Consider the following 12,561-nt stretch of genomic DNA (forward strand, 5'->3'; position numbering starts at 1 on the left):
ATCACAAGGTCACAGCCGGTGGCACGGCGGTCCATGGGATTTGGAAAACAACTCTTCATAGGCAGGTATTCTTGTTCATACCAGCATGCCGCAACAAGCCGGAAAGCGACACAAAAGCCTGCAAACGACAAAATTCGTCACGCCTGGCCGATTGCGGCGCTTGCGGGTGAGGGTCTTGCCCCCGCGCACATCACCTGTAGTCGTCTGTTGTGTGTGACCCAGCCGATGCAGCGCCCGTGTTCGTGATGGAAGATGCCCAGGCGGCGCAGATGCGTGGTTCGCAAGGGTGATCCTCTGCAAGACCTGTGCGAACCAAATGCCCTGCCCGGAGATAGGCGAGAGAAAGATCTGCAAGCGACCGCAGGGCAAACTCTGCGTCTTGAACGGCCACGATTGAACGGGAAGGGATGGTTTTTGGGGCAGCCGTGCGACTGCCCCGTTGCCGATCAGGCCTGTTGAGCGGGTGAGTCGTCATCGATGAGGTCGGGCTCGTCCGGTACGATGATGCGATGCTTAAGATCCTCTTTGGGGGCGAACACCGGGTAGACGTACAGGAACGCGCCGATGATCAGATAGCCGATGGTTATCCCGTCGAACTGAGGCATCTGTAGCGTGTAGGAATGGATGATGCCGATCGAAGACATCAGCCCACCTGCGACAGCAAACGCGCCGGCCATCCGGAAGCGCCCGTCAATCACATCGGCCACGATGGCACCCCAGACCAGACCGGTGATGATCGCCCCCTGGCTCAGGGCAAGGTGCCCCTCGTAATGCGCCCCTTCCATCAGAAGGGCCGAAGTCAGATCAGGATCTCCCAAGGATGGCAGCCCTTCGACACCGCTGCTGCGCAGGGCGTTCATCAAAGATCCCCATTTGACCATCAGGAAGGCCGAGATATGGGGCAGGATCGCAAAGGATACCGCAGTCATGTGCATCGGTTTAACGGCCCAGGCCGTGTTGGTGATCAGGCTGACTGATACAAAGACCAGTACCGGTGCGGCTGCGGCGATCGGGATCAGCCCCGCAAGGAAGGACAGGAACCCCAGAAAGGCGGCGGCGGCAATTACAACGGCCACACCGACAATATACCCCGCATGGGCATCCAGCCGTTTATAGGCCGGATGGCCGATGTAGACGGTTGTCGGGAATGGCGAACCAAACAGAGCGCCCAGCATCGTGCCCGCGCCGTCCGTCACCTGGCAGAGCCCGACAGGGTAATGGTCGCCTGCCGCTTCGGCGGATTCCACGTTGTTCATCGTTTCGATGAAGTTGTAGATCTGCACGGGGATCAGCACCAGGAACAGCTCAGGGTTGGCGAACAGGTATTGCACACCGGCGATCAGATCACCGAAATACGGGATCGGCGGGTAGAACCCGATGCCGCTGACATCGATTTTGGACTCGCCAAGTAGAAGGGCGATCACGGTACCGGCAGCAATCGCGACAAGGCCGGCCGGAACATTGCCCGGAAGGCGGAAACGGCCGATCAAACCCCAGAGGATGAACAGCAGCGACGTAAAGCCGATGATGGGGTTCTCGAACACTTCGGCCAGCGGCACAGAGCCGATGAAGACCAGGGCAATGCCGCACAGCGTCCCCAGCATCCCCGCACGTGGCGTGATCCGCTTGAGATACGGCCCAACCACGGCGCCCAGAGCCGCGACGATGCCGCCCATGAACCCGGCGCCGATGCCCACTTGCCAGGCAAGCATTGGATCATTTGTCGCCCAATAGATGGGTCCGATCACCCCGAACAGGTAGACGAACATGACTGGCGTCGAGATGCCGTAGGGCAGCGCGGTTACGTCTTTGCCCTGCGCGTTTGCCGCCCATTTGGCGAGGTATGCGTAGACGGTTACACCGGCCAAAATCGCGATGGCAGCGCCGGGAACGATGCGGCCAAAGACGATGTCCGCAGGCATTTGAAACACGAACTGGCAGACCCCGGACAGGATCAGCAAGTTGACAAGGTTGTCGGTAAACAGCGCCCAGAAAGCGCTGAAATCGCTGCGGGTAAACAGCTTGTATTCATAGGTCCTCCCGTCCATGACGGTCTCCTCCTCTGATGTGACCGGTTTGGCCCGACAGGTGTTAGGCCGATCTCCCTTTCCGGTCGTGATGATGGCCCCGCAGGGGTGCCTGGTTTGCCCCGGTCAGGGCGGTCGCGGCAGTTTCAGAGGTCAATTCAGCCATCACTTCGGCCGCCACGAAGGCGGCGATGACGCTGGGCCGCTTGTCGCGGCTACCGCTAGCCCCAATGGGGCATTTCAAATGTTCGATGGACTGTCCGTCACAGTGTTTCTGCGCCCAGTTCCTGAGTTTTTTCCGCTTTGTTGCGGAACCGATCATCCCCACATAAGCGGCGTCCTTTCGTTCCAGCGCGGCGGTCGTCAGCAGGAAATCCAGCCCGTGATCATGGGTCAGAACGACAAAGGCGCTGCCTGCGGGCGCGCGCCAGATTTCGGCTTCGGGAATCGCGCTGACCCGGGTTTCGACATCTGCGGCGCAAAGCGCGATCTCTTCGGGTCTGGTATCGACGAGGATGCAGCGCACCGGCAGATGTTGAAACTGATTGGCCAGGGCACGCCCCACGTGGCCCGCCCCCATGACATAGACATGGGGCAAAGCATCTTCGTTCCGGGCCGCGCGTTCCGTCGCGGCCCATTTGTCGGACGCACGCATGCGGGACAGGTTCAGTTCGACCCGGCCGCCGCAGCATTGCCCGATCTCGGGGCCAAGTGGCACGTCCAGATCCTGATGCAACGCACCGTCACGCAGCATGTCCCGCGCGGCGTTGATGGCGAGGAATTCCAACTGTCCACCGCCTATGGTTCCCCACAACGCCCCGGGCGCGACGAACATTTCTGTCCCCTCATTGCGCGGCGAAGACCCGCGGACACGCGTCAACGCAACGTGGATCACGCTATGCTGCGCGGACAGAAATTCGTTCAGAGAACCCAGGGCAACCATGGCTCAGGACCCGGCTTGCAGCCGCGCGACGGCCATCAGCACACGTTCGGGCGTGGCCGGCGCGTCAAGGCGGGGGCATTCCCGGTAATCAGCGACCGAGGCCACGGCCATCGACAGGGCCTCGAACACCGAAATTCCCAACATGAACGGCGGCTCGCCGACGGCCTTGGAGCGTTTGATGGTCAGCTCGCGGTTTTCCGACCAATCGGCAAGGTTCACGTTGAAGATGCGCGGGCGGTCTGACGCCAGCGGGATCTTGTATGTCGACGGGGCATGGGTGCGCAGGCGGCCGGCATCGTCCCACCAAAGCTCTTCAGTGGTCAGCCATCCCATACCTTGAATGAATGCGCCTTCGACCTGACCTTTGTCCAGCACAGGGTTCAGCGAACGTCCGACGTCGTGCAGCAGATCGGTCCGGTCCACGCGGTATTCACCGGTCAGTGTGTCAATCGTGACTTCTGAACAGGACGCACCATAGGCGAAGTAATAGAACGGGCGGCCTTGTCCCTTGGCCCGGTCCCAGTGGATTTTTGGCGTCTTGTAGAACCCGGCCGCCGACAGTTGCACGCGCGCCAGATAGGCCTGTTTGATGAATGCATCGAAGGCCAGAACGTCTTGGCCGATATGCACCTGATTGGCGTGGAAGACCACTTCCTCTGGCGAGACGTTCCAGGTCTCGGATGCGAACTTCACCAGACGTTCCTTGATCTGTTCGACCGCGTTCAACGCCGCCATGCCATTCAGGTCGGTCCCGCTGGACGCCGCAGTGGCCGAGGTGTTGGGAACTTTTTCAGTCGTCGTCTTGGTAATCTTGATCCGGTTGAAATCGACCTGGAAGGCCTCGGCCACGACCTGAGCAACCTTGGTGTTCAGACCCTGGCCCATTTCGGTGCCACCATGGTTCAGGTGGATCGACCCGTCGTTGTAGACATGCACCAGCGCACCGGCCTGATTGTACCAGGTCGCGGTAAAGGAAATGCCGAACTTGACCGGTGTCAGCGCGATGCCTTTTTTCAGAACCGGCGATGTCTTGTTGAACGCGATGATGTCCTGACGGCGCTGGCGGTATTCCGAGGTCTCTTCCAGCTCTCCGACCAGCCGGTCGAGAATGCAGTCTTCGACCTCTTGGTGATACGGGGTCACGTTGCGGTCCGTGGTGCCATAGAAATTGGCCTTGCGCACATCCAACGGATCCTGCCCCGTGGCATAGGCGATTTCTTCGATCATCCGTTCCGCCGCGATCACGCCCTGCGGGCCGCCAAACCCACGAAACGCGGTATTCGACACGGTGTTGGTCTTCATCGGGCGACTGTTCAGGCGCACATTCGGATAGAAATAGGCGTTGTCCGCGTGGAAAAGCGCCCGGTCGGTCACTGGGCCGGACAGGTCTGCCGAAAAGCCGCAGCGCGCGGCAAAGCTGCCTTCGACCGCCTGAATGCGGCCTTCATCGTCAAAGGCGACATCATAGTCGATCACGAAGTCGTGGCGTTTGCCGGTTGCGGTCATGTCCTGATCCCGGTCGGGGCGGATTTTGACGGCGCGGTTCCACTTTTTGGCAGCCATGGCCGCCACTGCGCAGAACAGGTTCATCTGGCTTTCCTTGCCGCCAAACCCCCCACCCATGCGACGGACGTTGACCACGACCGCATTGGACGGCACACCGAGGACATGCGCCACCATATGCTGCGCCTCGGACGGGTGCTGGGTCGAGCAATGCACCACCACATCATCGTCTTCGCCGGGAATCGCAAAGGCGATGTGACCTTCAAGGTACATGTGATCCTGACCGCCGACGCTCATCCGGCCTTTGATCCGGTTGGGCGCGGCCGCCTGAGCCGGTGCCACGTCACCCCGCTCCAGCTTGAGGGGCGCTGTGACATGCGGGTATCCTGCTTTCTGCGCGGTGATCGGGTCCAGCGCGTGGGGCAGGGTTTCGTATTCGATCTTTGCCCGTTCCGCGGCGCGGCGCGCGATGTCGCGGGTCTCGGCAACGACGGCAAACAGAGGCTGGCCGTGGAATTGTATGGCGTCGGTCGGGAAAACCGGTTCGTCGTTCAGGTGGGTCGGGCTGATATCATTGGCCCCCGGCACGTCATCAGCGGTCAGCACGCCGACCACGCCGGGCATTGCCAGAACGTCGCTGAAATCGATACCCAGAAGCCTGGCGTGCGCGACGTCGGAAACGCCGAGATACGCGTGCAGCGCGCCTTGTGGCAGCGCAATGTCATCCGTGTAATCGGCCTGCCCTGTGACGTGCTTGACCGCGCTGTCATGGTTTACACTGGTGTGAGCCGATCCAGTGATGGAAACGTTGTCTTTCATGGTTTCGTCTCCTGATCAGGCACAAGCCAGTTGAACGGGTGTTTCGGTTTCGCCGTCGTTTTCAAGGAAGAACCGGCGCAGCAGGTTTTGGGCGGTCAGCATCCGATAGTCCGACGATGCGCGCCAATCTGTGAGAGGCGCGAAATCCTCGGCCAGCGCTTCAACGGCGGCTTCGAAACTTTCGCGTGCCCAGGGTTGGCCGTTCAGCGCCGCCTCAGCTGTCGATGCGCGTTTAGGCGTGGCGGCCATGCCCCCGAATGCGATGCGCACATTGTTGATGATCCCGTCTGTGACGCTCATGTGCAGTCCGGCGGCCACGGAAGAAATATCCTCGTCACGGCGCTTGGAAATCTTGTAAGCCGCATCCAGATCATCGGGTCGGGGCAGGGGCACGCGGATGCTTTCGACAAATTCGTCTGGCAGACGGTCCTGCTTGCCATAGTCGATGAAGAAGTCAGCCAGAGGCAGGGTTCGGCGTTCGGAACCGCGCCGCAGAGTGATTTCCGCGCCGAGCGCGATGAGAACCGGCGGCGTGTCCCCGATGGGTGAGCCGTTGGCGATATTCCCACCTACGGTTCCCATATTCCGCACCTGCCACCCTGCGATGCGATCCCAGTAGGAGGACAGGTGTGGCAGGTGTTCAGACAGAAGGTCCTGGCAATCGGTGTAGCTGGCGCCGGCACCGATCAGGAGGAGAGACCCCTGTCTTTCGACTGTTTTCAGGTCTTCGAGATGACCGGTGAAGATGGCGGGGCCAATGTCGCGCAGGAACTTGGTCACCCACAGGCCCACATCGGTGGCTCCGGCCACGATCGTGGCGTTTGGATAAGCTTGCAGGCATTCGGCAAGATCATCGACGCTGGATGGCAGAATGCTCAGGTTGTTCTTGGGTCCGGAGACCACGCGCCGCCCGTCCTTCAGGGCCGCCAGACGCGCGGTCATGGTTTCGCGTTCGGTGTTCAGATGATCAGATGCCGGGGTGCCGTAGCGGCTGACGGCAATGGCCGCTCGGATGATCGGCTCATACCCGGTGCAGCGGCACAGGTTGCCCTGCAATGCGGTTTCAACCTGTACTTCGGTCGGTTCCGGAGTTTGCATCCAAAGCGCATAGAGGGCCATTACGAAGCCCGGTGTGCAGAACCCGCACTGGCTGCCATGGTGATCGACCATGGCTTGTTGAACTGGGTGCAGCCGGCCCTGAGGCCCGGACAAATGTTCAACCGTCACGACATGACAGCCGTCGACAGAGGCAAGAAACCGGATACAGGCATTGACCGGAGCATAGTGCAGCCCCGTGCGCCCAAGCCGTCCGACAAGCACGGTGCACGCGCCGCAGTCGCCTTCGGCGCAGCCTTCCTTCGTTCCTGTCAGTCGGCGTTCCAGGCGCAGGAAATCAAGAAGTGTCTGGCCTGCCGACACGTCTGGGACGGAGACATCCTTGCCATTGAGGACAAATTGGATGTGAGTGCGATGCGTCATGGAATTCTCCCTCTGCCCCTTCCTTCCGGAGGGTGGTCAGTGAAACCATAGGAGCAAAGATTGAGGTGGAAAATCGCTGCAAACGGCAAATACTTTCAACAGATCGTTGAAAAAGATGGGGCCATGGCGCATTCTTTCGCTGCTGGGAGGTTCCAATGTCTTACATCGAAAGTCTGCGTGTTTTTGTCCGAGTGATGGAGCTGGGCAGCATCACCTCTGGCGGGCGTGATCTTCGGTTGACCCCGGCGGTGGCCAGCAAACGGTTGAAAGAGCTTGAAAACCATCTGGGTGTGCGGCTGTTCAACCGAACCACCCGGTCGATGACACCAACCGAAGTGGGGACGGTTTTCTACGATGAAGCCAAGGCGGTCCTGCTGGCGCTTGATCACGCCGAAGCGCGCGTCGCCAGCTTTTCCGATGCGCCTCGGGGGGCGATCCGCATCACCGCGCCTTTGGGTGTCGGGCGCAGAATCGTTGCACCTCTGGTGCCGGAATTCTCTGATCGCTACCCGGAAACAGAGATTCGCATGCGTCTGTCTGACCGCAAGGTGGACATCCTGGCCGACGGTCTGGATATCGCCTTTTTCATTGGTGAACCCGGCGATTCAACCATGAAACTGCGGAAGTTCGCGGATTGTGATCGTGTTCTGTGCGCTTCGCCCGACTACCTGTCGCAGTTTGGGACGCCCAATACACCGGATGATTTGTTGCACATGCCCCACAACTGCCTGTTGCTGCGTTATCCACGGTCTCCGGAATACTATTGGACTCTTCGCACCGACATGGGGCCGCGAAAGCTTGAAGTTGGCGGCAAATACGACGCGGATGATGGTGATGTTCTGACCGACTGGGCCTTGGCCGGTCGTGGGATCGTCAACAAGCCGCGCTTTGACGTGCGGGAGTTTCTCGAGGATGGGCGGTTGGTCGAGGTCCTGCCCGAGACGCCCCCCTTGCCAACGATTTTCGGGTGTCTTTATCCGCACAAAAAGCTGCAAGATCCCAAGGTGCGCCTGTTTGTCGAACATATCGCGCAACACAGCAAACGCTTTTTCGCATAAAGAAAAACCGGGTATCACGGCCCGGTTCGCTGTCATGGTTTCGCGCGCAGGCGACTATTGGTTTCTGACTTCACGCACCCATGCGATGATGGTTTGGCGTGCCTCTTCATCCATTTGCACTGCCGATGGCGGTGGCATTGCGTGGCTGATCCCGGCTTGCAGATAGATCTGGTCAGCATGTTGGGCGACATCTCCGGGTGTCTCAAGATAAACCTTCTTCGGGGCCCATTTCATGGTGCCGTACACCGGCTCGCGGGCGTGGCACATCGAGCAATTGCCCAAGACCGTGTCATAGGCGTCTTCGAAGCCCGCGGCGGACGCATATTTCTGCTCGTATGGCGTCAGGTCGCGCGCCTCGGCGTCCTCCCATGTCTCGGTGTTTCTCACCGAAGACAGCCAGGCGATCACGACCATTAGCAGAACCGTCACGCCCCAGGTCCAGTGCGGGCCTTTCCCGGTTGCGTGCATCGTGTTGAAATAGTGACGGATGGTGACGCCCGTCAGAAAGATCAGGCTGGCGATGATCCAGGAATACTCGGTGCCGAAAGCAAGCGGATAGTGGTTCGACAACATCAGGAACACGACCGGCAAAGTCAGATAGTTGTTGTGCGTGGATCGTACCTTGGCGATCTTGCCGTATTTGGCATCAGGTGTCCGACCGGCCTTGAGGTCTTCGACCACGATCCGTTGGTTCGGCATGATCTGAAAGAACACGTTGGCCGTCATGATCGTCGCAGTGAAGGCGCCAAGATGCAAAAGCGCGGCACGACCGGTGAAGATCTGGTTGTAACCCCAGGACATGATCACCAGGATCACGAACAAAAGCAGCATCAGAACGGTCGGGTGATCGCTCAGCTTGGATTTGCACATCTGGTCGTAGAGCAGCCAACCAATGGTCAGTGATCCGCCGGAAATCAGAATCCCCTGCCACAGCGCCAGGTCCACTTTGGTTGGATCCAGAAGGAACAGCTCGCCCCCGACCCAGTATATGATCATGAGCAACGCCGCACCTGACAGCCAGGTCGTGTAACTCTGCCATTTGTGCCAGGTCAGGTGCTCGGGCATGCGCGAGGGCGCAACCAAGTATTTGACGGTGTGGTAGAAGCCGCCGCCATGTACTTCCCATTCTTCGCCGTAGGCCCCGTCCGGCAGGGCTGGGTTCGGCTTGAGCATGAGGTCCAGCGCGATAAAGTAGAATGACGCCCCAATCCACGCCATCGCGGTGATCACATGCAGCCAGCGGACGGAAAAGGCGATCCACTCCCACATCACGGCCAAGTCATACATGGCTTTGCTCCTAAGATTCTTTGCTTCCGGTTACTCTATGCGAGTGTGTTTTGTTCTGGTATTGCTGGTAAAGACCAAGCAGTATCAAAAAATGCAAAAAAATGTCCTACCTTGATAACATCAGAACCTTTGTCCGGGTCTATGAATTGGGCAGCATGTCCGCCGCGGGCCGTGATCTGAGGGTTTCGCCAGCCGTCACGTCGGCGCGTATATCGCAATTGGAAGAGCATCTTGGCGTGCGTTTGTTCCAACGCACGACACGCAGCCTGACCCCCACCGAGCAGGGAAAATCTTTCTATCGTGGCGCGGCAGAGATCCTAGAAGCAGTCGAAAGTGCCGAAGCCCAGATCGTCAATCTTACCGAAAACCTGAAAGGGTCACTCTATGTCGCGGCGCCTTTGGGGGTCGGGCGTCGGTTGATTGCGCCGCAGGTCCCGAAGTTTCTTGCCGAGTACCCCGAGGTGAACGTCCGGCTAAGGCTTACCGACCGAAAGGTTGATCTGACAACCGAAGGTCTGGACCTGGCATTTTTTCTTGGTCAGCCAGAGGACAGCAACCTGCGTATTCGCAAGATCGCGGATGTCGAAAGAGTGCTTTGTGCATCCCCGAAATACATCAAAAAGCGCGGGATGCCCGAAAGCGGGGACGCGTTGATCGCAGATGAGCACGAATGTCTCAATTTGCGGTTCCCGGGCGCGACCGAGTTTCAATGGCTTTTGAGGACCGATGCGGGGCCCAAACGGTTCCGGGTTTCCGGGCGCTACGAGTCAGACGATGGCGATGTGCTGACAGACTGGGCGCTTGGCGGACATGGTATCGCGTTGAAGCCGATTTTTGAGATCGCTCAACATCTCAAGGCCGGGACACTGGTTCCGGTGGCGGAAAAGACGCCGCCAGAACCGATTCAGATGGCATGTCTGTTTACGCACCGCCGTATGCAGGACCCAAAAACGCGGCTTTTCATGGAATTCATAATCGAACGCATCGGGTCGTCGATTGCGGCGGCAAATACGGCCCGGTAGGTCTCTCAGCTGCCGCGATAAGTCGAGTACCCGAAGGGCGAAAGCAGCAGAGGCACGTGGTAATGCGAATGTTCGGACATTCCAAACCGGATCGGGATGACGTTCAGAAAGCGCGGGTTTTCAGGTGGTGTGCCGCAGGCATCAAGGTAATCCCCGGCATGGAAGACAAGTTCGTAGTCACCTGTTGAAAACTCTGCTTCGGGCAGAATTTGTTCGTCGGTCCTGCCGTCGTCATTGGTGACCAGAGTTTTCAGTAACTGGCGGTCTGCACCTTCAATGCGGAACAGTTCGATTTTCAATCCTTCGGCGGGGCACCCCCGTGCCGTATCCAGAACATGTGTTGTAAGGTAACCGGTCATTTGCGCTACTCCTCAAGTTATACAGTTACTAGTCTGTTTTCGCATCCAGGAGCAAAGGCAGTCTGTGGGAAGCTGCTTTCTGCATTTTTTGAAAAACATCTTTGATTATCTGGGGTATTGATCAATTCAAGAAGAAGGAAACCGATGTGAAGCCTTATCCACGAGACATGACCGGTTACGGTGGGCACGTTCCCAAAGCAAACTGGCCGAACGACGCCAAAATCGCCATTCAGATCGTGCTGAATTACGAAGAGGGCGGTGAAAACAACGTTCTACACGGCGATGCCGCATCCGAAGCGTTTCTGTCCGAGATCACCGGAGCCGCCCCTTGGCCGGGGCAACGGCACTGGAACATGGAATCGATCTATGAATATGGCAGCCGCGCGGGGTTCTGGCGCGTGCATCGCCTTTTGCAGGATCTGCCTGTCACCGTCTACGGGGTTGCAACCGCTTTGGCCCGTGCACCTGCACAGGTTGCGGCGATGAAGCATGCCGGGTGGGAGATCGCCAGCCACGGTTTGAAGTGGATTGAACACAAGGACATGGGCGCAGAAGAAGAACGTTCCCAGATCCGCGAAGCAATCCGCCTGCACACAGAGGTTACTGGTCAGCCGCCCCGTGGTTGGTATACGGGCCGTTGTTCGATGAATACGGTCGAACTGGCCGCCAAAGAAGGCGACTTTGCCTATATCGCCGACAGCTACGCCGACGATCTGCCATACTGGATCAAGGCAGGGGGCAAGGATCAACTGATCATGCCTTATACACTGGACTGCAACGATATGCGCTTTGCAATCCAGGCTGGGTTCACCAATGGGGAACAATTCGAAAGCTATCTGAAAGACAGCTTTGACATGCTCTATGCCGAGGGTGAGGCGGGCGCGCCCAAGATGCTCTCGATTGGGTTGCACTGCCGTCTGATCGGTCGCCCCGGTCGCGCCATGGCGCTGAAACGCGCACTTGATTATTTCAGAAACCACGACGGTGTCTGGTTCGCAACGCGCGAGCAGATTGCCGACCACTGGGCCAGGGAACACCCGCCGGTGCAACGTCTGACTCCGTCCGAAATGGATCGACCAACCTTCGTGTCGGAATTCGGCGGCGTGTTCGAGCACAGCCCATGGATTGCCGAAGCTGCGTATGAACTGGAACTGGGCCCGACGCATGACAATGCCGCTGGTGTCCACAACGCGCTGGCGCGTGTATTCCGTTCCGCCTCGCCCGAGCAGCGCCTTGGCGTTCTGACAGCCCACCCGGACCTGGCGGGCAAGCTGGCCGCCGCCGGCCGCCTGACCAAGGAAAGCACTGCGGAACAGGCCGGTGCGGGTCTGGACATGCTGACCGATGAAGAACGCGCCACGTTCACGGCGTTGAACGAAGCCTACACGACCAAGTTCGGCTTTCCTTTCATCATTGCCGTCAAAGACAACACCAAGGCCAGCATTCTGGAAGCCTTTCGCCGTCGCATCGACAATGACCGCGACAGCGAATTTGCCGAAGCCTGCCGTCAGGTTGAGCGCATTGCCGAATTGCGCCTGATCGAGAAGTTCGCGCAATGACGGCTGCCTTGAAACTGCGCCCCTTGACGTCAGAGGCATTTGCACCTTTCGGCGATGTCATCGAGGCGGCTGGCCAGTTGGACAAGCTTATAAATCAGGGTAAATGCGCCCGCTATCACGATCGGGCCGTGTTGGATTTCCACGATGGGCGCGCGGGTATCAGCGTGTTTCAGTCCGAAGCCTTCAGCCTGCCGATCAAGTTGGAAATGGTTGAACGCCATCCGGATGGCAGCCAAGCCTTTTTGCCTTTGTCGGACAAGCCATTTGTCGTGGTTGTGGCCCCGGATGAAAACGGAACACCCGGGCGGCCCATCGCCTTCAAAACAGCGCCCGGACAGGGAGTGAATTATCATCGCAACATCTGGCATGGTGTTCTGACCCCGCTTCATGCGCCCGGACTTTTTGCGGTGGTCGACCGAATTGGAGCCGGGCCCAACCTCGAAGAGCATTGGTTCGAGGAGGCGTTTGAAATCACGGAATGAGGCGCGTTGCCGGAAGAGGAGCC

At 58.9% G+C, this 12,561-nt stretch carries 10 protein-coding genes; 4 read left to right on the forward strand and 6 right to left on the reverse strand.

Annotated elements, in window-relative coordinates; translation table 11 throughout:
* Window positions 1–446: 446 nt before the first annotated feature.
* Genes GS612_RS13010 through xdhA form a run of 4 tightly spaced genes read right to left on the reverse strand, consistent with a single transcriptional unit; the run spans window position 447 to window position 6,771 of the window.
* Entirely contained in the window at window positions 447–2,048 is a 1,602-nt protein-coding gene (locus tag GS612_RS13010) for a xanthine/uracil/vitamin C permease (protein WP_171640864.1), read from the reverse strand.
* Between the two features lie 43 nt (window positions 2,049–2,091).
* The gene (xdhC, locus tag GS612_RS13015) at window positions 2,092–2,970 is read right to left on the reverse strand and encodes a xanthine dehydrogenase accessory protein XdhC (protein ID WP_171640866.1); all 879 of its coding nucleotides are present in this window, start codon (window positions 2,968–2,970) and stop codon (window positions 2,092–2,094) included.
* A 3-nt stretch (window positions 2,971–2,973) separates the two neighbouring features.
* Window positions 2,974–5,292 (reverse strand): xanthine dehydrogenase molybdopterin binding subunit, encoded by a 2,319-nt coding sequence (xdhB, locus tag GS612_RS13020; protein ID WP_171640868.1) that lies wholly within the window; start codon window positions 5,290–5,292, stop codon window positions 2,974–2,976.
* A gap of 15 nt (window positions 5,293–5,307) precedes the next feature.
* Window positions 5,308–6,771 (reverse strand): xanthine dehydrogenase small subunit, encoded by a 1,464-nt coding sequence (gene xdhA / locus GS612_RS13025; RefSeq protein WP_171640870.1) that lies wholly within the window; start codon window positions 6,769–6,771, stop codon window positions 5,308–5,310.
* A 155-nt stretch (window positions 6,772–6,926) separates the two neighbouring features.
* Here xdhA and GS612_RS13030 point away from each other — a divergent pair, with 155 nt between their 5' ends.
* Window positions 6,927–7,829, forward strand: a complete 903-nt coding sequence (locus GS612_RS13030) for a LysR family transcriptional regulator (protein WP_171640872.1) — start codon at window positions 6,927–6,929, stop codon at window positions 7,827–7,829.
* Between the two features lie 54 nt (window positions 7,830–7,883).
* Here GS612_RS13030 and GS612_RS13035 read toward each other — a convergent pair whose 3' ends face one another.
* Window positions 7,884–9,116 (reverse strand): urate hydroxylase PuuD, encoded by a 1,233-nt coding sequence (locus GS612_RS13035; protein WP_171640874.1) that lies wholly within the window; start codon window positions 9,114–9,116, stop codon window positions 7,884–7,886.
* 101 nt (window positions 9,117–9,217) lie between these two features.
* On the opposite strand from GS612_RS13035, the gene GS612_RS13040 reads away from it, so the two are divergent.
* Entirely contained in the window at window positions 9,218–10,138 is a 921-nt protein-coding gene (locus GS612_RS13040; RefSeq protein ID WP_171229402.1) for a LysR family transcriptional regulator, read from the forward strand.
* Between the two features lie 5 nt (window positions 10,139–10,143).
* Here the strand turns inward: GS612_RS13040 and uraH are convergent, their stop codons facing one another.
* Entirely contained in the window at window positions 10,144–10,497 is a 354-nt protein-coding gene (gene uraH, locus GS612_RS13045; RefSeq protein WP_171118073.1) for a hydroxyisourate hydrolase, read from the reverse strand.
* Window positions 10,498–10,643: 146 nt separating this feature from the next.
* Between uraH and puuE the strand changes: the two genes are divergently transcribed.
* Together puuE and GS612_RS13055 are read left to right on the forward strand one after the other, a co-directional pair.
* Window positions 10,644–12,056 (forward strand): allantoinase PuuE, encoded by a 1,413-nt coding sequence (gene puuE, locus GS612_RS13050; protein WP_371809342.1) that lies wholly within the window; start codon window positions 10,644–10,646, stop codon window positions 12,054–12,056.
* Window positions 12,053–12,538 (forward strand): ureidoglycolate lyase, encoded by a 486-nt coding sequence (locus GS612_RS13055; RefSeq protein WP_171640876.1) that lies wholly within the window; start codon window positions 12,053–12,055, stop codon window positions 12,536–12,538. Before puuE ends, GS612_RS13055 begins: the two co-directional genes overlap by 4 nt.
* Window positions 12,539–12,561: the final 23 nt, after the last annotated feature.

Origin of the sequence: Ruegeria sp. HKCCD6157, assembly GCF_013110685.1 — a bacterium.
Taxonomy (GTDB): Bacteria; Pseudomonadota; Alphaproteobacteria; order Rhodobacterales; family Rhodobacteraceae; genus Ruegeria.